The sequence below is a fragment of the Duganella hordei genome (genome assembly GCF_040369125.1).
Taxonomy (GTDB): domain Bacteria; phylum Pseudomonadota; class Gammaproteobacteria; order Burkholderiales; family Burkholderiaceae_D; genus Rugamonas; species Rugamonas hordei.
Window position 1 is genome coordinate 651,177 of record NZ_BPWI01000001.1, and the last position, 25,968, is coordinate 677,144.

The window sequence follows — 25,968 nt, forward strand, 5'->3', positions numbered from 1 at the left end:
AAGCATTCATTTGTAGCTACTTTATCGAATAATCTGCCGGGCTTACAGTGGAGGCACTCAACCACTGAAGGAGCACATCATGAAACTCGAAGGCAAAGTAGCGCTGGTCACCGGCGGCACCACCGGCATCGGCCTGGCGACCGCACTGGAATTCGCCAAGCAGGGCGCCAAGGTGTACATCACCGGCCGCCGCCAGCAGGAGCTGGATGCGGCGGTGGAGGCCATCGGCCACGGCGCGGTCGGCGTGCGCGCGGATTCGGCCATGCTGGAGGATCTGGATCGGGTGTATGCGGAAATCGGCAAGCGCTCCGGCCAGCTCGACATCCTGTTCGCCAACGCCGGTGGCGGCGACATGCAGCCGTTGGGCGCGATCACCGAAGAACACTTCGACCGCGTCTTCGGCACCAACGTGCGCGGCACGCTGTTCACTGTGCAGAAGGCCCTGCCGCTGCTGAAGGACGGCGCCTCGGTCATCCTGACCGGTTCGACCACCTCGGTGCAGGGCACGGAGAATTTCAGCGTCTACAGCGCCAGCAAGGCGGCGGTGCGCAACTTCGCCCGTTCCTGGCTGCTGGACCTGAAGCCGCGCCGCATCCGCGTCAACGTCATCAGCCCCGGCCCGGTGGGCACCCCCGGCCTGGCGGGACTGGTGCCTGCCGAGCACAAGGACGGCCTGTTCGGCCATCTGGCCAGCCTGGTGCCGATGGGGCGCCTGGCCGAGCCGGACGAGATTGCCAAGGGCGTGCTGTTCCTGGCATCGGACGACAGCAGCTTTGTCAACGGCATCGAGCTGTTTGTCGACGGCGGCATCGCGCAGATTTAAAACTGAGAAGGCGCCTTGCGGCGCCTTCTTTTTCTATTGCACAGTGAGGATCACCTTGACGGTGTCATCGACCGCGGACTTTTCTATGTAGCCGATGGCGCTGACATCGGCCGCCACCGCCTTCTTCACCTCGGCGCTGGAGCCCAGTTCCTTGGGCGCCGAGGCCTTGCCGGTAAATACCAGCTTGGACCAGATCGCCTTTACCTGCGTGCTGTCCTTGTCCAGCACCTTTTTATAGAACTCGTTGCGCAGCGGCCCGTCGGTGTGCTCGATGGGCGTGAACAGGGTCGATTTCCCGAGGAAGAACTGGCCGGCCTGTTCGCTGAACATGCGCGTGGCCGGATTCTTCGGGTTGACGATGACCACGATTTCCGTCGCGAACACGGGCGCGACGGCCAGCCAGGTGCCTGCCGCAAGCAGCAATTTACCGATAGTCGTTTTCATAATGGTTCTCCTCAGAAGACGAAATCGATGGCTGCTGCGTAGACGTTGACGGTGCTGCCCGCGAAACCCGGCTTTGGATTCAGGAAGTAGCCGGCGCCGTCGCGGGTCTTGACGCGGTCCATCTGCACCTTGAACGCGGCCGATTTGTAGAAGTCCCAGCGCAGGCCGATGGCGGTGGACGATTGCAGGCCCGATTTGATGGCGCCATTGGTGCCGGCGCTCAGCGCGGCCAGCGGGCCGGTGGTCGGCAGCGTGCTGAAGCTGCGGATGCTGTCCTGCTTGACGTCGCCGTACGAGGCGTACGGCACGAATTTTCCGTAGCGGTAGCCCATCATGACGTACCAGGAACTGGTGTCCGGCACCAGCCGCGTATCCGTCTTGCGCTTGGCGTATTCGGCCTGGCCGATGATGTTGTTGTAGTCCATCGCGATGCCGGCCGAGGTGAACGTGCCCTTGACATCGGTCAGCGGCACCTCGTTGGCGACGGCGGTCAGGCCAAACTGCTTCAACGCGCCGACCAGGCCGGTCAGGCTGGGGTTGTTGTAGATGCCGAAGGTGGCTTGCGAGCGGCCCAGGCGATAGGTGAACGGACCGTTCTCCACCACCAGCTGGGTCGAGACCACCGGCTTGAATTCGACGTAGTAATTGCCGGGCGCGCGCACCTTGGAGCGGCCCACCGCCGCCTGCGCCGTCACGGTGGTGTCGCCGAAGCTGTGCTGGTACACCACGTCGCCGCCGTCCGCGTTGTCGACGGTGACCTGGCGGTACACTTCATTCGGCGGCCGCAGCATGGTGTTGGCGTAGCCGACGTTGCGCACGTCGGAAATCATGTACACCGGCAGGCCGATACGCCCCAGGCGAACGGAGAAGTCGTCATTCAGCTTGATCTTGGCGAAGGCCCACGCCAGCTCGGCGCCGAACTGGTCGTTGGAGCCGTTCTTGCGCACCAGCCCTTGCGCGGTAAAGGAAATCGTATCGCTCCATTTCGCCGTGGCCTGGATGCCGAAGTTCGAATCGACCCCGGCGCGCGCGTCCTTGCCGACGCCGGCGGCCTGGTTGACCCGGTTGAACTCTGCTTGATCGGAATTGGTCATGGTCAGGGCGCCGGTACCGAAGCCGCTGATGGTGATCGGCATGCCGTCCTGCGCGTGGGCAGTGGCGGCGAAGGCGCTGAGGATTGCTAAGGCTGATATCGCAAGCTTGGGTTGTTTCATCGTGTACCCTCCAGAGGTTAATGGCGTCGTCTTGTATGTGTTTTGCGCCTTATTTAGTGTGGACCGGGGAGGCGTACTTGTGTGTGTTTTATACCGGAATGTCACAATTTCGTTGTGCAGTGGCAACGATCGCGGCGCTGAAAACGCTATCACGTGATGCAAACGGCAAGCTTGTCTAAAGGATGTCTGCCGTTTCTTGATCTGGCGCAGCCTGGCCGCGATGTCACACTTTATGCGCGATGCGCGCCTACAGCGCCGGCATTTTTCGGAAGCCGACGCCCAGCCGGTTCCAGCCGTTGATGGTGTTGATGGCCAGCGTCAGGTCGACCTGCTCCTTCGGCGAGAACTGGGCCTGCAGCAGTTCGTAGTCGGCGTCCGGCGCGTGGGTGGTGGCGAGCGAGGTCAGGGCCTCGGTCCAGGCCAGCGCCGCCTGTTCGCGCGGGGTGAAGAACGGCGTCTCGCGCCAGACGCTGACGCCATGCAGGCGGCGATCCGTTTCGCCGGCCTTGCGCGCATCGGTGGTGTGCATGTCGACGCAGAAGGCGCAGCCGTTGATCTGCGAGGAGCGCAGCTTCACCAGTTCCAGCAGCGACGGCTCCAGTCCCAGTTTGCTGACCGCCACTTCCAGCGCGACCATCGCTTTCATGGCGTCGGGAGAGGCGGTGTAGAAGTCGGTACGTGCATGCATGATCTTTTCCTTCAAGGTGGTTGGTTAGTGCAACCATTTTAGGAGGCCAATCATTGACCGCGGGTGGCCAATCCGGCCTAAAACGGGTAGACCACTGATGGAGGGCTCAGCGCCCGGCGGCGGCGCGCTGGGCGGCGGGCAGGTTGCGGGCGATGGCGCGCAGCATCTGCTCGACGTCGATCGGCTTGGCGATGAAATCGTTCATGCCGGAGGCGATGCACTGCTCGCGCTCGGACAGCATGACCCCGGCCGTCATGGCCAGCACCGGCAGCTCCAGCTTCAACTCGTGGCGGATCCTGGCGGTCGCTTCGAAGCCGTCCATTTCCGGCATCTGCACATCCATCAGCACCAGGTCGTAGCGGTGCCCGTCGCTGCGCAGCCGGTCCAGCGCGGCGCGGCCGTTGTCGACGGCGTCGATGGAGGCGCCGGCGTGCGACAGCATGGCCTGGGCCACCAGCTGGTTGATCGGATTGTCCTCGACCAGCAGGATGCGTACGCCGTCGATGCGCAGGCCTGCCGGCGGGCCGCCGTCCGCCGCCGGCGCCGCGACGGCCGCTGCGTCCCCGGCGCCGGCGCTGGCGGCGCGGTCGCGCGCATAGTCCAGCGCCTGCAGCACCGTTTCGCCCAGCCGCGCCGTGGTGACGGGCTTCAGCAGCACCGCGTCGGCGGCCTGCGCGCCGTTCGTGTGCAGCAGCTTGCCCTGGCCGAAGGCGCTGACCATCAGCACCACGGCCGGCCCGTCGTCCGGCATGGCGGCGCGGATCGCCTGCATGGTTTCCAGGCCGTTCAGGCCGGGCATGCTCCAGTCGACCAGCACCGCGTCGTAGCGCGCAGCGCCGCGCAGCAGCGACAGTGCCAGTTCGCCGGATCCGGCGCGGTCGGCGCTCCAGCCCCGCGCGCGGACGGTGCGGCAAAGGTAGTCGGCGCTGACCTCGTCGTCGTCGACCACCAGCAGATGGCGGACGGTGGCGACGGCGCCCGGCTGCGCCGCTTCGCCGGCGCACTGCAGCGGCACCGTCAGCGTGAAGACGCTGCCGTTGCCCGGCGTGCTTTGGACCTCGATGGCGCCGCCCATCAACGCCGCCAGCCGGCGCGAGATCGTCAGACCGAGGCCGGTGCCGCCGAAGCGCCGCGTCATCGACGCATCGCCCTGCGAGAACGGCGCGAACAACAGCGCCAACTGGTCCGCCGGCACGCCAATGCCGCTGTCGCGCACCGTGAAGCGCAGGGCCGCTTCGCCGGTGGGCGTGGCGCCGGCCAGCTCCACCAGCACATAGACCGAGCCCTTCTCGGTGAACTTGATGGCGTTGCCGACCAGGTTGATCAGGATCTGCTGCAGGCGGTGGCCGTCGCCGAGCAGCGACTGCGGCACGTCCGGTTCCACGCCGATCGCCAGCTCCAGGTCCTTCTCGCCCGAATTGACGGTCATAATGGTGGCGATCGCCTCCAGCACGGCGCTCAGCTGGAACGGCGCCGGCGCCAGCTCCATGCGGCCGGCCTCGATCTTGGAGAAGTCCAGCACGTCGTTGAGTATGCTGAGCAGCGAATTGCCGGACGACCGTATCATCTCCAGGTACTTCTGCTGGTCCGGCGACAGCGTGGTATTGCCCAGCAGGTGAGTCATGCCCAGCACCGCGTTGAGCGGCGTGCGGATCTCGTGGCTCATGTTGGCGACGAATTCCGACTTGGCGCGGCTGGCCGCTTCGGCCAGGTCGCGGGCGACGATCAGCGAGCTTTCCGACTCGCGCAGCGCGGCGGTCTTTTCCTCGGCCAGCGCGCTGGCATAGGCCTGGCGCGCCGTCAGCGCGCGCACCACGCCGAAGAACAGCAGGCTGATAATGGCCCCGGCCAGCAGCACGATGTGCGATTTCTGGCGGTCGATCGAGTTTTCAAACGCCGGCAGCGACGTGAAGCGCAGCGTCCAGCCGTGCTGCAGCAGCGTCAGCGGCGCCGTCTGCCGGTAGGGATTGGGGTACTTCTGCAAGTCGTCGGCGCCGCGGCGGGCGCTGGTGTACAGATGGTCGGCGGGCGCGGTGCCGGCGCCGTCGAAGATCTCCAGCTGCACCTTGCTGTCGGCGTTGCCAAGCAGGCCGGTCATCAGGTCGTCGGCGCGGATCGGGCTGTAGGCGAAGCCCTGCAGCGCCGCCATGCGCTGCTCCGTGCCGGCGCTGTCCGGCAAGCGCGCCTGCGTGCGATAGACCGGGACGTACAGCAGGAAGCCGGGCTGGCCGAGCTCGGGCGCGTCCTGCACCAGCACCACCTTGGACGACAGCACCGGCGCGCCGGTGCGCGCCGCCTCCAGCAGCGCGGCGCGGCGTATCGGCTCGGACATCATGTCGTAGCCGAAGGCGCGCCGGTTGCGTCCCAGCGACGGTTCCAGATACAGCACCACGGCCGACATCGAGCGATCGTAGGGTGAGCCCGGGGCGGCCCAGATATGAAATCCGGCCCAGTTGTCCAGGCGGTGGACGCGCTCCTCCAGCGCCTCATGCTGGCCGGTCCGCAGCCAGGCGGCGTAGCCCAGCCCCAGCACGCCGGGGAAGTTGCGCGGCAAATCCAGTCCGTCGGCGAAAGCGCGGAACTGGGCCCGGCTGGGCTCCGGCTCGGCCTTGAACAGCGCCTGCGCGCCGCGCAGTCCCGCTTCGTACAAGTCCATGCGGCGCTCGATGCGTTCGGTGATCTCGGCGCATTCGGCGTCGAACTGTTCGCGCGCGCGGCGCTCGGTGCTCAGCGCGACGAGGTGCCAGACCGCCACCGTCAGGCCGAAGCCGACCAGCAGCGTGGCCCATTGCGCGGCGCTGTGATCGCGGACGCTGGCGTTCATGCGCCGGCGCTCGCTGGCGTCGGCGCACAGCACCATGCCGATCAGGCTGCACAGCACGACGAAGCTCTCGAGCGCGATGAGGGAGTCGTTCAGCGTGCCGACGGCGAACGGACCGAGGCCGCTGACGCTGCCCAGCACCGCGCCGCCGGCCGTCAGCAGGCACGCCAGGCTGGCGCCGCGCAGGCCGAAGCGGTACGAGGCCTGGGCCACGCACAGCATGAATACATAGGGCAGCCATCCGAGGCCGTCGCCGGCCGAATAGCGGCGGCCGAACACCAGCGCGATCAAGGCCGACAGCGCGGCAAGCGACAGCAAGGCCTCCGCCCAGCGCTGCCGCGGCGACTGCTGCACATCACGGGCGCCGGCGCCGGGGCGGAGCCAGGCCAGGATCGCCGGCGCCACCACCAGCACGCCGGCGGTGTCGCCGACCCACCAGGTCAGCACCACGGTGGTGTAGGCGGAAGCGGGCACCAGGCCGCCGACGACCAGCGTGATGCTGCCGATGCCGGCGCTGACCACGCACATGGCCATCGCGATCAGCGCGAATTTGTAGACGTCCTGCAGTTGGCTCAGCGGCTGCGCGGTGTCGGTGTGGCGGCGCATCAGCCAGGCGCCGGCCAGCGCCTCCAGCGTATTGCCGGTCGCGATCAGCAGCGAGGCGGTCACCAGCCCGGCGCTGAACGGCACGCCGTTGGCGGTGAAGGTGGCGAGGTTGGCGGCCAGTGCGCCCAGCAGGATGGCGGGCCAGGCGCGGTAGCCCATCGCCACCACGGCGGCGAAGGCGATGCCCGACGGCGGCCAGACCGGCGTGGCGTTGGAGGTGGCAAAGGCCAGCAGCAGGCTGGCGCGCGCGATCAGGAAGTAGCAAGCCGTCAGCAGCACCAGTGCGAGCGGAGTGGGGCCTCGGCCCGGGTGGGAGGCCGCCGTGGTAACCGGATCGTAAGCTGCGCGCATGGCAGATGATGGGGTTGTCTCGTAAGCAACCACTATACCCCGAAAACAGACCTGGGAATGTGTGTGCGGCGCCACAGCCGCATTTGTCGGGTTTATAGTGAGCGGACGTAGCCAAACAGGCCTGCGACATGTAATACTTTGATATCATCTTTCTAGCGAGTGCGCGCTGCCCATGGCGTTCAAAAAGTTTTTGCCGTCCACTCTCAGGTTCCGGCTCAGTAGCCTGGTCATGCTGCTGGTGCTGGGCGCCACCGTCACGGTGACTGTGGTGGCGCTGATGTTGGCCGAGCGCGACATGAAAGAGGTGATCGGCAGCCAGCAATACGCGCTGCTGTCCGGGGCCGCCGCCCACATCGACGAGCACCTGGCCGGCAAGAAGGCGGTGCTGGCGGCGCTGGCCGAATCGCTGCCGGCGGCGACGCTGCGCGATCCGGCGGCGCTGCGGGCCTACCTGCTGGCGCGGCCGACGGCGCGCGGCCAGTTCTCCTATCTGGAAATCTATGACGGCCAGGGCGTGCTGACCAGCGCCATGGAAGAGGCCATGCCCGAGCAGCAGTACAGCGCCGCCGGCGCCGACTGGTTCGTGCAGACGCTGAAACGGCGGCGCGGCCAGGTGTCGGCGCCATTCGCCAGCAAGCTGGCCGGCGCGCCGACGGTGCTGATCTCTGCGCCGGTCCTCGACGCCGAAGGCCGCGTCGTGCTGGTGCTGGCCGGCGGCATCAACCTGCTGCACTACGCGCCGTTCGAGGCGCTCAGCGCGCTCAAGCCGGGCAGCACCGGCTTCAACTTCATCATGACGGCCGAAGGGATTTTGCTGAGCCATCCGGACAAGAAGCGCATCCTGCACAGCATCAACGAGCGCCCCGGCGTCAACCTGGCCACGCAAAAGGCGCTGGAGGGCTTCCAGGGCTGGATGGAGGCGGAGAACAAGGATCACGTCAAGGGTATTTATTCGTATCGCCGACTGCAGCACGCGCGCTGGATCGCCGCGGCGCGCTTCCCCAGCGACGAGGCGCTGGCGCCGCTGCGCGAATTGCGCTATGAGGCGGCCATCGCTTCGACGGTGTTCGCCGGGCTGGCGGGCGTGCTGGCGTGGGTGGGCATCGCGCGCCTGCTGCACCCTCTGCAGCGGCTGCGCCGCAACATCGCCGAGGTCAAGGACAGCCGCGCCGGCATTCAGGTGCTGCAGCTGCACCGCAAGGACGAAATCGGCGAATTGAGCGGCGCCTTCTACCGCCTGATGGCCGAACGGGAAGCGGCGCAGATGCGCACCTACGAAAGCGAAAAACGCGCGCGCATCCTGGCCGACAACCTGCCGCTACTGGTGGCCTACGTGGACCGCGAGCTGCGCTACCTGTTCACCAACGAGCACTATCGCACGCAGTGGGGCATCGATCCGCAATCGATGCTGGGCAAGACCGTGAGCCAGGTGTTCGGCGAGGCGGCGTCCGCCCCGTGGCTTGACGACCTGGCGCAGGCGCTGTCGGGCCGCCGCCTGCACTATGAACGGGAACTGCTGCTCAACGGCCAGGTCCAGCATTTCATGGTCGACCTGGTGCCCGATATCGCCGCCGGCGGCGAGGTGCTGGGCACCTACCTGATGGCGATGGATATCACCGACCGCAAGAACGCGGAACTGATGCAGGCTGCCGGCGAGCAGCGCGCGGCCGCCGCCAGCCGCGCCAAGAGCGAATTCGTGGCCAACATGAGCCACGAGATCCGCACGCCGATGAACGCGGTGCTGGGCGTGGCCTACCTGCTGGGGAATACGGAGCTGAGCGCACCGCAAAAGGAATACGTGGACATGATACGGTCGTCGGGCAACGTCCTGCTGGGCATCCTGAACGACGTGCTGGACTTTTCCAAGATCGAGGCGGGCCGCATGGAGCTGGCGCCCACCATCTTCCAGCTGAACGAAGTACTGGACGCGGTGGCGCAGGTCATGATGCCGAACGCGGAGGCCAGGGGCATCAGCCTGGCCATCGGCGCCGACAGCGCCGTGCCGCAGTCGCTGGTCGGCGACGCCATGCGCCTGCAGCAGATATTGATCAACCTGGTCGGCAACGCCATCAAGTTCACCGCGCAGGGCCAGGTGGCGCTGCGGGTGGCGCGCGTCGACGGCGGCGCCGCCGCGTATCACGCCGCGTACCAGTACGGCGCCGACGCGGTCGGCCTGCGCTTTGTGGTGCGCGACACCGGCATCGGCATGGACCTGGAGCAGCAGAGCCGTTTGTTCGAAGCCTTCAACCAGGCCGACGCCTCCACCACGCGGCGCTATGGCGGCACCGGTCTGGGGCTGGCCATTTGCCGCCAGCTGGCGGAGCTGATGGGCGGCGGCATCGCCGTCAGCAGCACGCCGGGCATGGGCAGCGAATTCGTCGTCACGCTGCCGTTCCAGCTGGCGCGGACCGAACCAGCCGCGCCGATGGCGCCGCTGAATGAGGAGACGGGCGAGCAGTGCCTCAAGGGATTGCGCCTGCTGCTGGTCGAGGACCATCCGCTGAACCAGGTGGTGGCGCGCGGCATGCTGGAATACGCCGGCGCCAGCGTCGACGTGGCCGAGAACGGCCAGCTGGCGGTGGACCGCCTGCGCGAGCACGGCGGCGACTACGATATCGTGCTGATGGATGTGCAGATGCCGGTCATGGACGGTTTTGCCGCCACCGCCGCGATCCGCGAGGAACTGAAGCTGGACTTGCCCATCCTGGCGATGACGGCCGGCGTGATGCAGTCGGAGCAGGAGCGCTGCGTCGCCGCCGGCATGAACGACTTCATCGCCAAGCCGGTCGATGTCGAGCAGATGCTGGAGATTATCTCGCGCCATCTGCCGGCGCGCCTGCGTGCCTGAGCTGCCTTGATGTGGACGTGGCGCGCATTTCGCGCCGCCGGACCGCATTTCGCGCCGGACGCGCGCATTTCGTCGCATCGGCGGCCGTAGCCAGGCGGCGCTGGCTAGAGTGGCAGCACATTCACTCACCGGAGCACATCATGCGACTTGCCATTCTTGCCGCCGCCATCCTCGCAGCCGCCGCCAGCACGCCATCGCGCGCCGCCGACCTGACCATCGCCGTCACCGGCGTGGCCAGCGCCCAGGGCCAGATCATGGTGGCCCTGTACAATTCCGCCGACACCTTCCAGGCCAAGCCATACCGCGCAGTCGTCGCACCGGCCGCCGCCGGCACCGTGCAGATCGCGGTCAAGGACCTGCCGGCCGGTGATTACGCCTTCGCGCTGTACCACGACGCCAACGGCAACGGCAAACTCGATCGCAACCTGGTCGGCATGCCGACCGAGGACTACGCCTTCAGCAACAACGCCATGGCCAGGCAACGTGCGCCGGCCTACGAGGCGGCGCGCTTCCAGCTGCCTGCCTCCGGCGCGGTGGCCAGCGTCAGCCTGCGCTGATCGGGAGGCGACATGGACAACCGTCGTCAATTCCTCGCGCGCGGCATCGGCCTGGCCGCACTCGGCCTCGCTTCCGGCACGGCGCTGGCCGACAGCGCCACCTTGCGCAGCTTCCACCAGGCGCTGGCGCGCAATCCCATGTTGTCGCTGTATGCCGGCGCGGAAGGCGACCAGTCCGGCGACGCCGTGCTGCATGGCCGCCTGCCCGACGACTTGCGCGGCGTCTTTTACCGCAACGGGCCGGGACGCTTCGAACTGGGCGGAGAGCGTTACCATCACTGGTTCGACGGCGACGGCTTTGCCCAGCGCTGGCAGATCGGCGGCGGCAAGGTAAGCCATCGCGGACGCTTCGTGGCAACGCAAAAGTTCGCCGAGGAGAGCGCGGCGGGGCAGTTCCTGTATCCGGCCTTCGGCACCCATATCGGCCGCAAGGCGGCCAGGAACAACGACACCGTCAATGCCGCCAACACCAATCTGCTGCCGCTGAACGGCCGCGTTTATGCGCTGTGGGAGGGCGGGTCGGCGGTGGAGGTCGACCCGGCGACGCTGGAGACGCGGGGCATCAAGACCTGGCGCGACGACATGAAGGCGATGCCGTTTTCGGCGCATCCCAAAATGGATCCGGACGGCGGCCTGTGGAACTTCGGTAATCTGCCGGGCAGCGACCGCCTGGTGCTCTACCGCCTGAACGCAGCCGGTGAACTGACCCGCACGGCCATGATCAACGTGCCGCAACTGAATATGGTGCACGATTTCGTCGTCAGCGGACGCCACCTGATCTTCCTGGTGCCGCCTTACGACATGCGTCCCGGCGACGATTTGAGCTTGCGCGAAAGCCTGCGGTGGAACGGCGAGCGTCCGCTGCGCGCGGTGGTCATCGCCAAGGATACGCTGCAGCTGCGCCAGGTGTTCGAACTGCCTGGACGTTCGGTCTTCCATCTCGGGAACGCCTTCGAGGACGGCGCCTGCACCCGGTTGGACTGCGTCATGCACGAAGGCGACATGCTGCCAAGGCTGGCGTTGCCGATGCACGGCGAGGCGATTCCATACAGTGCCGGCTCCAGCAGCACGGTGCAGATCACGCTGGACTATGCCGCCGGCCAGGCGCGCGAGGCGCGGCTGTTCGGCGTCGGCGAGTTTCCACGGGTGGCGCCGCAGGTGGTGTCGGCGCGCCATCGCAAGCTGGCCGTGCTGGGCGCCAGCGCAGGCGCCGAACATATCCTCAACACCGTCAACCTGATCGACACCGACAGCGGCAAGGCCGACAGCTACCGCTTCGACGCCGGCTGGCAGGTCGAGGAGCACGTGCTGGTGCCGCGCCGAGGTGCCGGCACCGGCGCGGGCCCGGAAACCGACGGCTACCTGGTCGGCGTGGCGCAGGACGCGCGGCGCGGCCAGACAGTGCTGACGGTGTTTGATGCGCACAACATCAAGGCCGGTCCGAGGGCGTTGGCGCGCTTGCCATATCGCGCGCCGCTTTGCTTTCATGGTAACTTTCTGCCGGCTTGAATATTATGGACACCACTATGAATAACCGCAGCATGCCGCCGCTGGGCCACCCGCTGGAATTGATACCGTTCTTCCGGCGCTGGCCGCCGTCGATGCGGCGTAACCTGCTGTACACGCTGATCTGGAGTTGCGGCCTCGGCGCGTTGCTGACCGCGGTGGAGATCGCGCTCTTGCACGACCGCAAGCCGCTGCTCGGCTATCTGCTGCCGATGCTGCTGATCTCCAACCTGATCGGTTTCATGATACACGGCGGCTCGATGCTGGCCAGTTCCCTGACGGACGGCCGGTCCAGCCGCATGAGGGGCCTGCCGCGGCTGATGTTCAGCATCTGCCTGGTGGGATCCAGCGTCCTGCTGGGGCTGGGACTGGGCAACGCGCTGTTGAGCGGGAAGAATCCGTTCGAACTGCTGGCCAACCGCAGCGTGCTGCTGCAATCGCTGGTGCTGGCGGTGGCGATCGCGCTGGTGATGTACTGGGTGCGCGGCTCCGCCGAAAAGCGCCTCGAACGCGCGCTTGACGAGGCGCGGCAGAAGGAGCTGATGTCCTCGACCGCGCGGCTGCTGGCGGAGGCGCGCCTGCGCGCGCTGCAGGCGCAGATCGAGCCGCACTTCCTGTACAACACGCTGGCCAATGTGGTGAGCCTGATCGGGCCGAAGCCGGCGCAGGCCCAGCACATGCTGGAGCGCTTCATCGATTATCTACGCGCCAGCCTGGCGTCCAGCCGTAGCGAGGAGGCCACGCTGGGCACGGAGACCAGGCTGGTCGCCGCCTACCTGGACGTGCTGGCGGTGCGCATGGGCGAACGCCTGCGCTACCGCATCGAGCTGCCCGACGAACTGCGGCAGTTCGCCATCGCGCCGATGCTGCTGCAGCCGGTGGTGGAAAACGCCATCTCTCATGGCCTGGAGCCGAAAGTGGAGGGCGGCGAGATCGTCGTCAGCGCGCGCGTCGAGGGTGCCTGGCTATGTCTGCAGATCAGCGACACCGGCGTCGGCCTGCAGGAGACGGCATCGGCCAAGCCGGGCGGCGGCGTGGGCCTGAGCAACCTGCGCGAACGCCTGCGCAGTTTGTATGGCGGCGCGGCTCGGGTAGAATTATTGGAAAATCAACCTTGCGGCATGACGGTGCGCCTGATGCTGCCTTTGAAAGCGAGTCCGATATCAATACTCCCCGCGCCCTGATCGCAGACGACGAAGAGCATCTGCGCGACTATCTGGAAACCCAGCTGAAAACCGCGTGGCCGGAGCTGCGGGTGATCGCCAAGGCCGCCAACGGCCTCGAAGCCCTGCGCCTGATCGACGAGGAGGCGCCGGACGTAGCCTTCCTCGATATCCGCATGCCCGGCATGACGGGGCTGGACGTGGCGGCACGGCTGGTGGCCGGAGCCAGGCCGCCGCTGATCGTGTTCGTCACCGCCTTCGACCAGTATGCGGTGGAGGCGTTCGAGCATTCGGCGGTGGACTACCTGCTCAAGCCGGCCAGCGAGGAGCGGCTGGCCAAGACCGTGGCCAAATTGAAGGGCAAGCTGGTGGCGCCGGCCGCATCGTCCGCTCCCGCGGCGATTTCGGCGGCCACGCTGCAGGCGTTGTTGCAGCAGTTGAGCGGCGCGGCGGTGGCTCCGGCCGCGCCGGTGCCCAGCCTGCAATGGATACGGGCCTCGCAGGGCGATCAAACCCGGTTGATCTCCATCGACGAAGTGATTTACTTCCAGAGCAACGACAAGTACACCAGTGTGTTCCTGGCCGACGGCGAGAGCCTGATCCGCACGCCGATCAGCAAGCTGCGAGAGCAGCTCGATGAGCAGCAGTTCTGGCAGATCCACCGCAGCGTGATAGTCGCGGCGAAGCACGTGTCAGGCACCCGCCAGGACTTTCGCGGACGCCTGATGGTTCAGCTGAAGGACCGTCCGGAGCAACTGGTCGTCAGCCGCAACTACGTGGATCTTTTCCGGCAGATGTAGGGCTTATTTACCTGCGAGTACAGGGCGGACTTTCGCCGCGGCTTCCTTGGCGCGTGCGCGGGCGGTGTCGACGTCGTCGGCGGTGGCCAGCGCCACGCCCATGCGGCGGCGCGCGAACGATTCCGGCTTGCCGAACAGGCGGATGTCGGAACCCGGCACGCGCAGCGCTTCCGCCACGCCTTCGAAGGCAATGCCGGCCGCCTCGTGCTGGCCGTAGATCACCGCCGACGCACCCGGCGATTTCATCGCGACATTGACCGGCAGGCCGAGGATGGCCTTTGCGTGCAGTTCGAACTCGCTTTGCAGCTGGGTCGCCATCGTCACCATGCCGGTGTCGTGGGGACGCGGGCTCACTTCCGAGAACCAGACCATATCGTCCTTGACGAACAATTCCACGCCGAACAGCCCGAGGCCGCCCAGGTCGCCGGTGACCTTTTGGGCGATGTCGCGCGCGCGCGCCAGCGCCAGTGGATTCATGCGGCACGGCTGCCACGACTCGACGTAGTCGCCTTGCACCTGCACGTGGCCGATCGGATCGCAGAACTGGGTTTCGACCTGGCCGTCGGCGCCGATGGAGCGCACCGTCAGCAGCGTGATTTCGTAGTCGAAGTCGATGAAGCCTTCAACGATCACCCGGCCGGAATCGACGCGGCTGCCGGCTGCGGCGTAGTCCCACGCGGCCTTGACTTCGGCGGCGCTGTCGATCTTGGACTGGCCCTTGCCGGACGAGGACATCACCGGTTTGATCACGCACGGGAATCCGATGGCGGCGGTGGCCGCTTCCAGTTCCGCCAGGCTGCTGGCGAAGCGGTACGGCGACGTCGCCAGGCCCAGCGTTTCGGCAGCGAGGCAGCGGATGCCTTCGCGGTTCATCGTCAGCTGGGCGGCGCGCGCGGTCGGGATGCAGGTGATCTTGCCGGCTTGTTCCAGCGCGGCCAGCGTGTCGGTGGCGATGGCCTCGATTTCCGGCACGATCAGGTCGGGCTTTTCCAGTTCGATCAGGGCGGCCAGCGCGGCGCCGTCGGCCATGTTGATGACGTGGGAGCGGTGCGCGACCTGGTGGCCAGGCGCATTCGGATAGCGGTCGACGGCGATCACTTCGACGCCCAGACGCTGCAGCGCGATGATGACTTCCTTGCCCAGCTCACCGGAGCCGAGCAGCATGACTTTGGTGGCGTTGGGGGACAGCGGCGTACCGAAAATGCGTGGAGTGTTCATGAATAGTATGGACGTGTTTAGAAAGAGTAGACCAGTGTTACCGAGGTCTGTGTATCGGTGTTCTTTTTATCTTCGGGTACGTTGGTGTCGTTGCGCACGCTGAAGGCGGCCTTCATCTGCATGGTGCTGTTGATCTTGGTGCGCAACGCCGTCTCGGCCAGCGAGTGGATATTCGAGGTGCCGCGTTCGACGCTGAGGTTCTGCGTGAACTGCGCGTTGTCGCTCAGCTTCCATTTCAGATTGGCCGCGCCGCGCACCGTCAGGCCGCTCTCGGTCTCGCCGGTGGAGCGCGCGCCGCTGAAGTAGCCCGGCCCGATTTCCACATCCAGCGTGCTTTCCGGCGTCTTGTATGCCTCGGTGCCGTAGCCGACGCCGACGGTCGAATAGCGCGTGTAGGCGCCGAACTTGTCGTTCACATGGGTGGCCAGCGCAAACAGTTTGTCGTGGTCCTGCAGCAGCTTGTACGCGGCCTTGGCGGATGCCGAGTAGCGCTGGGCGGAGCGCTCGCGCACCTTTTCGCCGTCGGCTTGCGTGACCTGTTCGTCCTTGAAATAGCCGGCCAGGATGTATTCGTTGCTCCAGTCGGGCCGCTCCTGCTTGGCATCGAGCTTGCCGGTGACCGAGGTGCCGACGGTGTTGCCTGAAGTGGAGATGGCGCCCAGTTCGGCGGAATTATTCCAGCCGTGATCGGGGACGGAGTCGGCGACAGCGTAGCCGTGCGCCATGGAGAGGAGTGCAGGGATAAGAAGTATGGCTTTCATCCCGACATTGTACCCGAGGCGGAAAAACCACGGCGCCAAACGGACTGATTCTTCTCCGTGCGCGGCCGCACAGATTAACTTGAAAAATTGCGAGAAAATCAATTGACTTGTTAAAAAGGATAGATCATGAACACCTCCCTGCGACTGATGCAACTGTTTGCCTGCGCGGCATTGGCCGTCTCCAGCGCGTACTCCGCCGCGGCCGTCAATCGCTGCGTCGGCCCCGATGGCGTGGTTCTGTTCACCGACCAGGAATGCCCGGTCTCCAGCCGCTCCGCCAGCAGCGATGATGGCAGCGTGGGTATCGCCATCAACACCGGCGGCGTTCCGGCCAGGTCGGACGATGGCGTCGAGCACGTATCGCCCGGCATCGTGCGGGCATCGCTGCCGCGCAGCGTCTGGGCCGATCTGCCGCGTCCTTTGCAACGTAAAACCATCGGTCTGGATGCGGGAACGCTGCAGGCCGCCCGGGTAACCATGCAGATGCAGGACGAGATGCGCCGTCAACGCCATGTCGCCTCACTGCGCTAATTAAGATAAATATGAAAATTTCACTAGTTGCGGCACTCGCCGCATTGACGTTCACGGCCCACGCCAGCGCCGACACCAACATGGCCTATCTGGGCCAGGTTGCCGCCTATGGCCCAGGGATCGGCGACTCGGCCGGCGCGCAGTACGGCGGAGGTATGGCATCGCTGGACAGCGTCACCGACGGCACGTTCACGCCGCTCGGGCAGCAGTGGAATTATGGATCGGTGTACTGGTCGGGCCTCGACAGCGGCGTGACGATCACGCTGTCGCATCTCGCCTCAGTCGGCCGGCTGGTACTGGAAGCGGATAATAACGACGACTACCGCACCGAATTCCTCGACCGCGCAAGCGTCTGGCAGAACCTGACGACGGTCGAAACCGACAAGGCCGAACAGGGCCAGAATTTGTACGGCGGCTTGCTGTCGACGTCGATCGAGGCGCGCGCCTTCCGCATATCCGCCTACGGTGACAATCATTATTCGGTGGCGGAATTCCAGGCCGGCGGCGACCGGATCGCGGATGACACGCCTCCCCAGCCGGTACCGGAACCGACGACCTGGTTGATGCTGGGCGCCGGCCTGGCCGTGCTGGGTGCGCGGAAAAAACTCGGCTGGTTCTCCAGCTGATCATCTAGCTGATCAACCAGTAGTCCGGCCGCGCGTAAATCTCCTTCAGCATGTCGATGAAGAAGCGCACCTTGGCCGGCAAGTGGCGCTGCTGCGGATAGACGGCCATGATGTCGTACTGCGGCAGCGCGTAATCATCGAGCACGGTGATCAATTCCCCCGACGCCAGCTGCGCCTGGATTTCCCACGACGAGCGCCATGCCAGCCCCAGTCCCTCGGTGGCCCAGCGGTGCAGCAGTTCGCCGTCGTTGCAGTTCAAATTGCCGTCCGCGCGGACGGTCACCTGCTTGCCCTGAACCTGGAAGTACCAGCCGCGCTGCTGCCCGCCTTGCAGGTTGAAGGCCAGGCAGTTGTGGTCGGCCAGGTCGTCCAGCGTGCGCGGTATGCCGTTGCGCTCGAAGTATTCCGGCGTGCCGCACACCACGCGGCGGTTGCTGGCCAGCTTGACGGCGACAAAACTCGGATCGATCACGCCGCCGATGCGGATGCCCACGTCATAACCGTCCCTGACCAGATCGACCACGCGGTCGGTCAGGTTGAACGAAATCTGCACGTCCGGATGCGCGCGCACGAAGCCCGCCGCGTGCGGCGCCACGTGCTTGCGGCCAAACGCCGCCGGCGCCGACACGGTCAGGTGACCGGTGGCGCGGTGGCGGCCTTCCGACACCATGCGGTCCGCATGGCCCAGATCCGCTAGTAATTTGCGGCAATGGTCCAGATACAGCATGCCTTGTTCGGTCAGCGTCTGATGGCGCGTGGTGCGGTGCATCAGCTTCACACCCAGCCTTTTTTCCAGCGCATCGATACGCCTGCCCAGCATGACGGGCGTGATGTGCTGCCCCATCGCCGCGCGTACCAGGCTGCCTTTTTCGGCCACGTCGACGAAGGCCTCGATTTGCGTAAGTTTGTCCATGTCCCGATTATTCCATACTTATTCGATATTGTGGGTATCGAATAAAGCGAGAGTTTGTCTTCTTATCACAGCGCTTCTTTCCCGCTACGATGGCTCCATTGACTTCAATACTCAACTGACAGGGGACCAGCATGGCACGGATGACAGCAGCGCAGGCAGCAGCAATCGTTTTGGAAAAAGAGGGCGTGAACCAGGTATTCGGTGTTCCGGGCGCCGCGATCAATCCATTTTACGCGGCATTGAAGAAGCAGGGTAGTGCCAAGCACATCCTGGCTCGCCACGTCGAGGGCGCCTCGCACATGGCCGAAGGCTACACCCGCGCCACGGCCGGCAACATCGGCGTCTGCATCGGCACCTCCGGCCCGGCCGGCACCGACATGATCACCGGTTTGTATTCGGCCCAAGCAGATTCCATACCAATCCTCTGCATTACCGGCCAGGCGCCGCGTGCCCGCCTGTACAAGGAAGATTTCCAGGCGGTCGACATCGAATCGATCGCCAAGCCGGTCACCAAATGGGCCGTCACCGTGCGCGAGCCGGCGCTGGTGCCGATGGTGTTCCAGCAGGCTTTCCACATCATGCGCTCCGGCCGTCCCGGTCCGGTGCTGGTCGACCTGCCGTTCGACGTGCAGATGGCCGAGATTGAATTCGATCCGGACACCTACCAGCCGCTGGAGCCGTACAAGCCGAAAGCCACCCGCGCCCAGATCGAAAAAGCGCTGACGATGCTGAACGACGCCGAAGCGCCGCTGATCACCGCCGGCGGTGGCGTCATCAACGCCGACGCTGCCGACCTGCTGGTGCAGTTCGCCGAACTGACCGGCGTGCCGGTGATCCCGACGCTGATGGCGTGGGGCGCGATCCCGGACGACCACAAGCTGATGGTCGGCATGGTCGGCCTGCAAACCAGCCACCGCTACGGCAACGCCACGCTGCTGGCGTCGGACTTCGTGTTCGGCATCGGCAACCGCTGGGCCAACCGCCACACCGGCACCATCGAGGTGTACACCAAGGACCGTAAATTCGTCCACATCGATATCGAACCGACCCAGATCGGCCGCGTGTTCGGCCCGGACTTCGGCATCGTCTCCGACGCAGGCGCCGCGCTGAAGCTGATGATCGAAGTGGCGACCGAATGGAAAGCCGCCGGCAAGCTGAAAGACCGCTCGGCCTGGGTGTCCCAATGTAATGAACGCAAGCGCACCATGCAGCGCAAGACCCACTTCGAGCAGGTGCCGGTCAAGCCGCAGCGCGTGTACGAAGAGATGAACAAGGCCTTCGGCCGCGACACCTGCTACGTCAGCACTATCGGCCTGTCGCAGATCGCCGCCGCGCAGTTCCTGCACGTGTATAACGCACGCCACTGGATCAACTGCGGCCAGGCCGGTCCGCTGGGCTGGACCATCTCGGCGGCGCTGGGCGTGGCCGCGGCCGATCCGAAGCGCAAAGTGGTGGCGATCTCCGGCGACTACGACTTCCAGTTCATGATCGAGGAGCTGGCCGTCGGCGCGCAATTCAAGCTGCCTTACCTGCACGTGGTGGTGAACAACTCCTACCTCGGCCTGATCCGCCAGTCGCAACGCGGCTTCGACATGGACTTCTGCGTACAGCTGTCGTTCGAGAACATCAACGCGCCGGAACTGAACGGCTACGGCGTCGATCACGTCGCCGTGGTGGAAGGCCTGGGCTGCAAGGCGATCCGCGTCACCAATGCCGACGACCTGCCGGCCGCCTTCGAGCAGGCCAACAAGTGGATGGAAGAGTTCCGCGTGCCGGTGGTGGTCGAGGTGATCCTGGAGCGCGTGACCAACATCGCCATGGGCACCGACATCGACAAGATCAACGAGTTCGAAGAACTGGCCCTGAGCGCCGCCGACGCGCCAACCGCCGTCACGCTGATGGACTAAGGAGCAATCACATGACCAAACTTGCAGCCAATCTGACCATGCTGTTCACCGAAGTGCCGTTCCTGGAGCGCTTCGAGGCGGCGGCCCGCGCCGGATTCAAGGCGGTGGAGTTCCTGTTCCCGTATCCGTACAGCGCCGGTGAGCTGGCCGGACTGCTGAAGGCCAACAAGCTGGAACTGGTGCTGCACAACCTGCCGGCCGGGAATTGGGAAGCGGGCGAGCGTGGCATCGCCTGCCATCCGGACCGCGTGCAGGAGTTCCGCGACGGTGTCTGGACCGCGATCGCCTACGCCAAGGAGCTGGGCGTCAAGCAGCTGAACTGCCTGGTCGGCATCGTGCCGCCCGGCGTGACGCGGCAGGATGCGCAGTCGGTGCTGGTGGAGAACCTGAAGTTCGCCGCCGACGCGCTGAAGGACGAGGGCATCCGTCTGCTGGTCGAACCGATCAACACCTTCGACATTCCAGGCTTCTTCCTGACCAATACGGCGCAGGCGGCGGCACTGATCGAGGCCACCGGTTCGGACAACCTGTTCATCCAGTACGACATCTATCACATGCAGCGCATGGAAGGCGAACTGACGAACACCATCAAGAAGCACCTGCCGCTGATCCGTCACGTGCAGCTGGCGGACAACCCGGGCCGCAACGAGCCGGGCACCGGCGAGATCGGCTACCGCTACCTATTCGACCAGTTGAGCGTGGCCGGCTACGACGGCTGGATCGGCTGCGAGTACAAGCCGCGCACCACCACCGAAGCAGGACTGGGCTGGCGTGCGGCGCATGGCCTCTGAAGCTGGCGTTTAAACCACATCATACAAAGGAAAATATCATGTCTCGAGTTGGATTTATTGGTCTGGGCATCATGGGCGCACCGATGGCGCAGCACCTGCTGGACGGCGGCCACAAACTGTACCTGCACGACATCAAGAACCCGCCGTTCCACCTGATCGAAGCCGGCGCCACCGTGTGCACCTCGGCGGCGGAAGTGGCGGCGCGCGCCGACATCATCATCATCATGGTGCCGGACACCCCGCACGTGGCCAACGCGCTGTTCGGCGACGAAGGCGTGGCCAAGGGCCTGCGTCCGAACACCATCGTGGTCGACATGAGCTCGATCTCACCGATCGAAACCAAGGCCTTCGCCAAGAAGATCAATGCGCTGGGTTGCGAATACCTGGACGCGCCGGTGTCCGGCGGCGAAGTGGGCGCCAAGGCGGCCTCGCTGACCATCATGGTCGGCGGTTCGGAAGCGGCGTTCGAAATCGTCAAGCCGCTGTTTGAACTGATGGGCAAGAATATCACGCTGGTCGGCGGCAACGGCGACGGCCAGACCACCAAGGTAGCCAACCAGATCATCGTCGCGCTGAACATCCAGGCCGTGGCCGAAGCGTTGCTGTTCGCCTCCAAGGCCGGCGCCGATCCAGCCAAGGTGCGCTCCGCGCTGATGGGGGGCTTCGCCAACTCGCGCATCCTGGAAGTACACGGCGAGCGCATGGTCAAGCGCACCTTCAATCCCGGTTTCCGCATCGAGCTGCACCAGAAGGACCTGAACCTGGCGCTGCAAGGCGCCAAGGCGATGGGCGTGTCGCTGCCGAATACCGCCATGGCGCAGGAACTGATGAACGCCTGCAGCGCCAACGGCCTGGGCGGCATGGATCACTCGGCGCTGTGCCGCGCGATTGAAATCATGTCCAACCACCAGATCGCCGAGGCGTAATGAGCACCTTCAATCCACGCCAATTCCTGCTTGACCTTTACGGCTCGGCCGTGAACGCGGTCAGCGCGGAAAAATGCCTGCCCGCGTACCTGCCGGAGCCGCCGAAGAACGGCCGCACGCTGGTCATCGGCGCAGGCAAGGGCGCGGCCGCCATGGCGCGCGCTGTCGAGCAGCACTGGAAGGGCGACATTTCGGGCCTGGTCGTCACGCGCTATGAACATGGCGTGGACTGCGAGCGTATCGAAGTGGTCGAAGCGGCCCATCCGGTGCCGGACGAAGCGGGCCGCGCGGCGGCCGGCCGCATGATGGAGATGGTCAAGGGCCTCAGCGAGAACGACCTGGTGCTGTGCCTGATCTCCGGCGGCGGCTCATCGCTGCTGGCGCTGCCGGCGCCCGGCATCACGCTGGAGCAGAAGCAGGCGCTGAACAAGGCCCTGCTGCGCAGCGGCGCGGCGATCTCCGAAATGAATTGCGTGCGCAAGCATCTGTCGGCGATCAAGGGCGGACGCCTGGCGCTGGCCTGCGCCCCCGCGCGCGTGGTCACGCTGCTGATTTCCGACGTGCCCGGCGACGATCCCGGCATCATCGCCAGCGGCCCGACCTTGCCAGATGCGACCACCTGCGCCGATGCGCTGGCGGTGTTGCGCAAGTACGACATCGCCATTCCCGACAGCGTGCGCGAGCACCTGGAATCCGGCGCCGGCGAAACGCCGAAACCCGGCGATCCACGCTTCGCCCGCAACAGCCATCACGTCATCGCCATCGCGCAGGACGCGCTGGAAGCGGCTGCGGCCCATGCCAGCGCGGCCGGCATCACGCCATACATCCTGTCCGACGGCATCGAGGGCGAATCGCGCGACGTCGCCATCGTGCACGCGGCGATGGCGCGGCAGGTGGCGACCCGCGGCCAGCCGTTCCAGAAGCCCTGCGTCATCATCTCCGGCGGCGAAACCACGGTGACGGTGCGCGGCTCGGGTCGCGGCGGACGCAACGCCGAGTTCCTGCTCAGTCTCGCGGTGGCGCTGGAAGGCCATCCCGGCATCCATGCGGTTGCCTGCGACACCGACGGCATCGACGGCTCGGAAGACAACGCCGGCGCCCTGTATGGACCGGATTCGCTGGAACGCGGCCTGTCGCAGAAGCTGCGCGCCAAGACGCTGTTGGAAAACAACGACGGCTACGGCTACTTCAGCGCCTTGAACGACCTGGTGGTCAGCGGCCCGACCCGCACCAACGTCAACGACTTCCGTGCCGTTTTAATTCTGTAGATAAGGAATACCCAATGCGACGTCAACGTCAGGCCAAAATCGTGGCCACGCTCGGCCCGGCCAGCAGCACCAAGGAAGCCATCCTGGCGCTATTCGAGGCCGGTGCCGATGTGTTCCGCTTTAACTTCAGCCACGGCACCCATCAGGACCACCAGGCGCGCTGCAACATCGTGCGCGAGATCGAACGCAGCGTTGGCCGGCCCATCGCCATCCTGGCCGATTTGCAGGGACCCAAGCTGCGCGTGGGCCAGTTCGCCGAAGGCAAGGTAAAGCTGGAGGCTGGTCAGGAATTCTCGCTGGACCGCGATCCGGCGCCGGGCGATGCGCAGCGCGTCTGCCTGCCGCACCCGGAGCTGTTCGAGGTGATCGACGCCGGCCAGTCGCTGCTGCTGGACGACGGCAAGGTGCGGCTGGCGGTGCTGGCCAACGAGGGCCGCCGCGTCATCCGTACCCGCGTCGTCAATGGCGGCGTGCTGTCGGATCGCAAGGGTGTCAATGTGCCCGACGTGGTGCTGCCGATTCCCGCGCTAACCGCCAAGGATCTGCGCGACCTGGACTTCGCGCTGGAGATGGGCGCGGACTGGATCGCGCTGTCGTTTGTGCAGAGGCCCGAGGATTTGCTGCAGGCCCGCGCCATCGTCGGCGACCGCGCTTCGCTGCTGGCGAAGCTGGAAAAACCTGCGGCGATGGATGCGCTGGACGCGATCGTGGCGGTGTCGGATGCGATCATGGTGGCGCGCGGCGACTTGGGTGTCGAGTTGCCGCCGGAGTGCGTGCCGGGCGTGCAAAAGCGCATCCTGCGCGCCTGCCGCCAGCAGGGCAAGCCCATCGTCATCGCCACGCAGATGCTGGAATCGATGATCTCCACGCCGGTGCCGACGCGCGCCGAGGCGTCCGACGTCGCCAGTGCTATCTATGACGGCGCGGACGCGGTGATGCTGTCGGCCGAATCGGCCAGCGGCGCGTATCCGGTTGAAGCGGTATCGATCATGAACCGCATCATCTGCGAAGTGGAGAAGGATCCACTGTACCGTCAGATGATCGATGCGCAGAACCAGGCGCCAATGCCCAACAGCGGCGACGCCATCTGCTCGGCGCTGCGCGACGTGACGCAGATCGTCGGCGCGGTGGCGACCGTGACCTACACCAGTTCCGGCCACACCAGCCTGCGCGCGGCGCGCGAGCGGCCGACGGCGCCTATCCTGAGCATCACGCCGAACCTGTCGACGGCGCGCCGCCTGGCGCTGGCGTGGGGCGTGCATTCGACGGTCAGTCCGGACGTGCGCAATGTCGACCGGATGGTGGCGGCGGCCTGCCAGGCGGCGTTGCGTGAAGGCTTCGGCCAGCCGGGCGACCAGATCGCGATCACGGCGGGCGTGCCGTTCGGCCAGCCGGGCAGCACCAACTTGTTGCGCATCGCGCAGATCTGGCCGACCGACGAACCTGTCGCGGCGTGATTCTATCGTCGTCTCGTGGCGCTGCGGTTCCCTTGATATTGCAGCGCCAGTTGGTCGGAATAGGGCAGATCTACTTTCAGGCTTCGCCAATATTTGGCACGGTACTGCTGCTTTGCCTGTACTTGAATGCACCGGCACTGGCGTTGGGCTGCGCGCTCGGCGTCAGTTCCGCGTCGCTTGCGGCATGGGCGATGCGGCTGCCGTCGGAAAACCGTCATGACGGTATATACAGTTTCAACGGCGCGTTGACCGGCATCGGCTTGTGCGCCGCGTATCGGCTGGATGGCGCGCTGCTGGTCTGGATCGCAGCCAGCGGTCTGCTGACCGCCGCGCTGACGCAGGTAATGCAGCGCCTGCGCATCCCGCCATTGACGCTGCCGTTTGTCCTGATGATGTGGCTGGCCATGGCGATAGGCCAAAACTTCGGCTTGCAACCATCGCCGCTGCCCGGCGATTCCAGCTGCGGCAGCGCCCCATTGAACTATCTGTTTTGCACATTGAGCCAGGCGACCTTTATCGGCCTCGCGCCGCTGGGCATGCTGCTGTGGGCCGCGATGTCCCGGTGCGACTGGCATCTGGCCATGTCGGCGCTCGCGGGTGCATCCGTATCCTGGCTCACGTTCATTGCCACCGCGGCGGCATGGCCCGACAGCGGCATCGCGGCCCACGCCACCGGCGCCGGTATCAACAGCACACTCGTCATGCTGGCCCTGGGCAGCCGGCATTGTCGCTGGCACCTGCGACTGGCGGGCGTAGCGCTGAGCATTGTGCTATCCGTCGCCCTCGGCGGTCTCTCGCTCTCATACTTCACGCTGCCGTTCATCCTGACGACCTGGATGATACTAAGCGGTATTAAGCGGCATTGACATACTCGGTCAATCCATCCGCCAGCGCGGCGAAGGTGGTGGCGCAGGCGGGGTTGCTGCGCAGGTTTTCGTGCATCGCCAGCCAGGTATCGAGCGGGATGGTCAGCAGGTCGGGCAGTACGCGCACCAGTTGTGGATCGCGCTCGGCCAACCGGACCTGGCAGATGCCTATGCCCAGCCCCGCGCGGATCGAGGCCAGATGTACCAGGTCGCTGTCGCTGCGTAGTGCGAAGGTGTTGTCTTTCAGTTCGCCCAGCAGGTGCTGCAGCTTGCGGGTGAACGCCGTCTCGCTGTCCACGCCGATCAGCGAGTGGTTGGCCATGTCCTGCCAGCTCAGCGGCGTGCCGCGACGCTTGAGATAATCGCGCCGCGCGTGGAAGCCCAGGTCGATGTTGCCGATACGCCGCGCCACCAGCACATCCTGGTCGGGGCGTTGCATGCGCACGGCGATGTCGGCATCTCGCCGCAGCAGGTTTTCGATGCGGTTGGAGGTCGTCAGCTCGATGGTGATGCCGGGGTGGTGCCGCGTCAGCCGCGCCAATATCGGCGGCAGCACCTCGACGCCCACCACGTCGCTGGCCGTGACCCTTACCGTTCCCTTGATCTCTCCGTGGCCAAGCCCCGACGCCGCCCACAGCAGCGCCGACGACGTAGCTTCCAGCGTTTCGGCATACGAGCGCAGGGCGTGGGCGGCCTCGGTCGGAATGAATCCCGTCTGCGAACGGGTGAACAGCGACAACGACAATGCCTGCTCCAGGCCGTCGATGTGGCGGCCGACGGTCGGCTGCGTCAGGCCCAGCGCGCGGGCGGCGCCCGACAGCGATCCCTCGCGCAGCACGGCGAGAAAGGATCGATATAAGTCCCAGTTTGGTTCGGTCATACG

22 protein-coding genes are annotated in these 25,968 nt (G+C 65.8%); 14 read left to right on the forward strand and 8 right to left on the reverse strand.

Annotated elements, in window-relative coordinates; genetic code table 11:
* Positions 1-79: 79 nt before the first annotated feature.
* Positions 80-823: an SDR family NAD(P)-dependent oxidoreductase gene (locus tag ABWW33_RS02760; RefSeq protein WP_176650755.1), complete on the forward strand. Its 744-nt coding sequence runs from the start codon at positions 80-82 to the stop codon at positions 821-823.
* Positions 824-856: 33 nt separating this feature from the next.
* Here the strand turns inward: ABWW33_RS02760 and ABWW33_RS02765 are convergent, their stop codons facing one another.
* The 4 genes from ABWW33_RS02765 to ABWW33_RS02780 all read right to left on the reverse strand — a co-directional run bounded on the left by ABWW33_RS02765 (position 857) and on the right by ABWW33_RS02780 (position 6,947).
* Complete coding sequence (locus ABWW33_RS02765; RefSeq protein WP_176650756.1) at positions 857-1,267, reverse strand: type 2 periplasmic-binding domain-containing protein; 411 nt, start codon at positions 1,265-1,267, stop codon at positions 857-859.
* Between the two features lie 11 nt (positions 1,268-1,278).
* Positions 1,279-2,481: a porin family protein gene (locus ABWW33_RS02770; RefSeq protein ID WP_353398595.1), complete on the reverse strand. Its 1,203-nt coding sequence runs from the start codon at positions 2,479-2,481 to the stop codon at positions 1,279-1,281.
* A gap of 247 nt (positions 2,482-2,728) precedes the next feature.
* Entirely contained in the window at positions 2,729-3,169 is a 441-nt protein-coding gene (locus ABWW33_RS02775; RefSeq protein ID WP_353398598.1) for a carboxymuconolactone decarboxylase family protein, read from the reverse strand.
* A gap of 106 nt (positions 3,170-3,275) precedes the next feature.
* Positions 3,276-6,947, reverse strand: coding sequence for a CHASE domain-containing protein (locus ABWW33_RS02780; RefSeq protein WP_353398601.1), 3,672 nt, complete (start codon positions 6,945-6,947; stop codon positions 3,276-3,278).
* A 172-nt stretch (positions 6,948-7,119) separates the two neighbouring features.
* Here ABWW33_RS02780 and ABWW33_RS02785 point away from each other — a divergent pair, with 172 nt between their 5' ends.
* From ABWW33_RS02785 to ABWW33_RS02805, 5 genes are all read left to right on the forward strand, one after another.
* Positions 7,120-9,795, forward strand: coding sequence for a PAS domain-containing hybrid sensor histidine kinase/response regulator family protein (locus tag ABWW33_RS02785; RefSeq protein WP_353398603.1), 2,676 nt, complete (start codon positions 7,120-7,122; stop codon positions 9,793-9,795).
* Positions 9,796-9,935: 140 nt separating this feature from the next.
* Positions 9,936-10,352: a DUF2141 domain-containing protein gene (locus ABWW33_RS02790; RefSeq protein WP_353398605.1), complete on the forward strand. Its 417-nt coding sequence runs from the start codon at positions 9,936-9,938 to the stop codon at positions 10,350-10,352.
* A gap of 12 nt (positions 10,353-10,364) precedes the next feature.
* Positions 10,365-11,861 (forward strand): carotenoid oxygenase family protein, encoded by a 1,497-nt coding sequence (locus tag ABWW33_RS02795; protein ID WP_353398608.1) that lies wholly within the window; start codon positions 10,365-10,367, stop codon positions 11,859-11,861.
* A 17-nt stretch (positions 11,862-11,878) separates the two neighbouring features.
* Positions 11,879-13,042 carry a sensor histidine kinase gene (locus ABWW33_RS02800; RefSeq protein ID WP_353398611.1) on the forward strand — a complete coding sequence of 388 codons (1,164 nt, stop codon included), beginning with the start codon at positions 11,879-11,881 and terminating at the stop codon, positions 13,040-13,042.
* Positions 13,043-13,062: 20 nt separating this feature from the next.
* On the forward strand, positions 13,063-13,821 hold the full coding sequence (locus tag ABWW33_RS02805; protein ID WP_353399237.1) for a LytR/AlgR family response regulator transcription factor: 759 nt from the start codon (positions 13,063-13,065) through the stop codon (positions 13,819-13,821).
* Between the two features lie 3 nt (positions 13,822-13,824).
* On the opposite strand, the gene purT is transcribed toward ABWW33_RS02805, so the two are convergent.
* Together purT and ABWW33_RS02815 are read right to left on the reverse strand one after the other, a co-directional pair.
* The gene (gene purT / locus ABWW33_RS02810; RefSeq protein ID WP_353398614.1) at positions 13,825-15,039 is read right to left on the reverse strand and encodes a formate-dependent phosphoribosylglycinamide formyltransferase; all 1,215 of its coding nucleotides are present in this window, start codon (positions 15,037-15,039) and stop codon (positions 13,825-13,827) included.
* A gap of 17 nt (positions 15,040-15,056) precedes the next feature.
* Positions 15,057-15,764: a DUF481 domain-containing protein gene (locus tag ABWW33_RS02815; protein WP_353398617.1), complete on the reverse strand. Its 708-nt coding sequence runs from the start codon at positions 15,762-15,764 to the stop codon at positions 15,057-15,059.
* A 162-nt stretch (positions 15,765-15,926) separates the two neighbouring features.
* On the opposite strand from ABWW33_RS02815, the gene ABWW33_RS02820 reads away from it, so the two are divergent.
* Both ABWW33_RS02820 and ABWW33_RS02825 read left to right on the forward strand, forming a co-directional pair.
* A complete protein-coding gene (locus tag ABWW33_RS02820) occupies positions 15,927-16,331 on the forward strand; it encodes a DUF4124 domain-containing protein (protein WP_353398620.1) in 405 nt (134 codons plus the stop codon).
* A gap of 11 nt (positions 16,332-16,342) precedes the next feature.
* Positions 16,343-16,957: a PEP-CTERM sorting domain-containing protein gene (locus ABWW33_RS02825; protein ID WP_353398623.1), complete on the forward strand. Its 615-nt coding sequence runs from the start codon at positions 16,343-16,345 to the stop codon at positions 16,955-16,957.
* 4 nt (positions 16,958-16,961) lie between these two features.
* Here the strand turns inward: ABWW33_RS02825 and ABWW33_RS02830 are convergent, their stop codons facing one another.
* Positions 16,962-17,870, reverse strand: coding sequence for a LysR family transcriptional regulator (locus tag ABWW33_RS02830; RefSeq protein WP_353398626.1), 909 nt, complete (start codon positions 17,868-17,870; stop codon positions 16,962-16,964).
* Between the two features lie 131 nt (positions 17,871-18,001).
* On the opposite strand from ABWW33_RS02830, the gene gcl reads away from it, so the two are divergent.
* Genes gcl through ABWW33_RS02860 form a run of 6 tightly spaced genes read left to right on the forward strand, consistent with a single transcriptional unit; the run spans position 18,002 to position 25,085 of the window.
* A complete protein-coding gene (gcl, locus tag ABWW33_RS02835) occupies positions 18,002-19,777 on the forward strand; it encodes a glyoxylate carboligase (protein WP_176650770.1) in 1,776 nt (591 codons plus the stop codon).
* Between the two features lie 11 nt (positions 19,778-19,788).
* Complete coding sequence (gene hyi, locus ABWW33_RS02840; protein ID WP_353398629.1) at positions 19,789-20,568, forward strand: hydroxypyruvate isomerase; 780 nt, start codon at positions 19,789-19,791, stop codon at positions 20,566-20,568.
* A gap of 2 nt (positions 20,569-20,570) precedes the next feature.
* Positions 20,571-21,494, forward strand: a complete 924-nt coding sequence (locus ABWW33_RS02845; RefSeq protein WP_353399240.1) for a 2-hydroxy-3-oxopropionate reductase — start codon at positions 20,571-20,573, stop codon at positions 21,492-21,494.
* Entirely contained in the window at positions 21,494-22,762 is a 1,269-nt protein-coding gene (locus ABWW33_RS02850) for a glycerate kinase type-2 family protein (protein WP_176650773.1), read from the forward strand. Before ABWW33_RS02845 ends, ABWW33_RS02850 begins: the two co-directional genes overlap by 1 nt.
* A 14-nt stretch (positions 22,763-22,776) precedes the next feature.
* Positions 22,777-24,219, forward strand: a complete 1,443-nt coding sequence (pyk, locus tag ABWW33_RS02855; RefSeq protein ID WP_176650774.1) for a pyruvate kinase — start codon at positions 22,777-22,779, stop codon at positions 24,217-24,219.
* 32 nt (positions 24,220-24,251) lie between these two features.
* A complete protein-coding gene (locus tag ABWW33_RS02860; RefSeq protein ID WP_353398634.1) occupies positions 24,252-25,085 on the forward strand; it encodes an urea transporter in 834 nt (277 codons plus the stop codon).
* Here the strand turns inward: ABWW33_RS02860 and ABWW33_RS02865 are convergent.
* Complete coding sequence (locus tag ABWW33_RS02865; protein ID WP_353398637.1) at positions 25,072-25,965, reverse strand: LysR family transcriptional regulator; 894 nt, start codon at positions 25,963-25,965, stop codon at positions 25,072-25,074. The two genes, ABWW33_RS02860 and ABWW33_RS02865, sit on opposite strands and share 14 nt — an antisense overlap.
* Positions 25,966-25,968 lie beyond the last annotated feature (3 nt).

Coding starts and splice junctions, on each gene's coding strand:
- gcl (WP_176650770.1), top strand. CDS start 18,002: ATGGCACGGATGACAGCAGCGCAGGCAGCAGCAATCGTTTTGGAAAAA.
- ABWW33_RS02820 (WP_353398620.1), top strand. CDS start 15,927: ATGAACACCTCCCTGCGACTGATGCAACTGTTTGCCTGCGCGGCATTG.
- ABWW33_RS02865 (WP_353398637.1), bottom strand. CDS start 25,965: ATGACCGAACCAAACTGGGACTTATATCGATCCTTTCTCGCCGTGCTG.
- ABWW33_RS02825 (WP_353398623.1), top strand. CDS start 16,343: ATGAAAATTTCACTAGTTGCGGCACTCGCCGCATTGACGTTCACGGCC.
- ABWW33_RS02795 (WP_353398608.1), top strand. CDS start 10,365: ATGGACAACCGTCGTCAATTCCTCGCGCGCGGCATCGGCCTGGCCGCA.
- ABWW33_RS02760 (WP_176650755.1), top strand. CDS start 80: ATGAAACTCGAAGGCAAAGTAGCGCTGGTCACCGGCGGCACCACCGGC.
- ABWW33_RS02790 (WP_353398605.1), top strand. CDS start 9,936: ATGCGACTTGCCATTCTTGCCGCCGCCATCCTCGCAGCCGCCGCCAGC.
- ABWW33_RS02780 (WP_353398601.1), bottom strand. CDS start 6,947: ATGCGCGCAGCTTACGATCCGGTTACCACGGCGGCCTCCCACCCGGGC.
- ABWW33_RS02800 (WP_353398611.1), top strand. CDS start 11,879: ATGAATAACCGCAGCATGCCGCCGCTGGGCCACCCGCTGGAATTGATA.
- ABWW33_RS02785 (WP_353398603.1), top strand. CDS start 7,120: ATGGCGTTCAAAAAGTTTTTGCCGTCCACTCTCAGGTTCCGGCTCAGT.
- ABWW33_RS02815 (WP_353398617.1), bottom strand. CDS start 15,764: ATGGCGCACGGCTACGCTGTCGCCGACTCCGTCCCCGATCACGGCTGG.
- pyk (WP_176650774.1), top strand. CDS start 22,777: ATGCGACGTCAACGTCAGGCCAAAATCGTGGCCACGCTCGGCCCGGCC.
- ABWW33_RS02830 (WP_353398626.1), bottom strand. CDS start 17,870: ATGGACAAACTTACGCAAATCGAGGCCTTCGTCGACGTGGCCGAAAAA.
- ABWW33_RS02765 (WP_176650756.1), bottom strand. CDS start 1,267: ATGAAAACGACTATCGGTAAATTGCTGCTTGCGGCAGGCACCTGGCTG.
- ABWW33_RS02770 (WP_353398595.1), bottom strand. CDS start 2,481: ATGAAACAACCCAAGCTTGCGATATCAGCCTTAGCAATCCTCAGCGCC.
- ABWW33_RS02775 (WP_353398598.1), bottom strand. CDS start 3,169: ATGCATGCACGTACCGACTTCTACACCGCCTCTCCCGACGCCATGAAA.
- purT (WP_353398614.1), bottom strand. CDS start 15,039: ATGAACACTCCACGCATTTTCGGTACGCCGCTGTCCCCCAACGCCACC.
- ABWW33_RS02850 (WP_176650773.1), top strand. CDS start 21,494: ATGAGCACCTTCAATCCACGCCAATTCCTGCTTGACCTTTACGGCTCG.
- hyi (WP_353398629.1), top strand. CDS start 19,789: ATGACCAAACTTGCAGCCAATCTGACCATGCTGTTCACCGAAGTGCCG.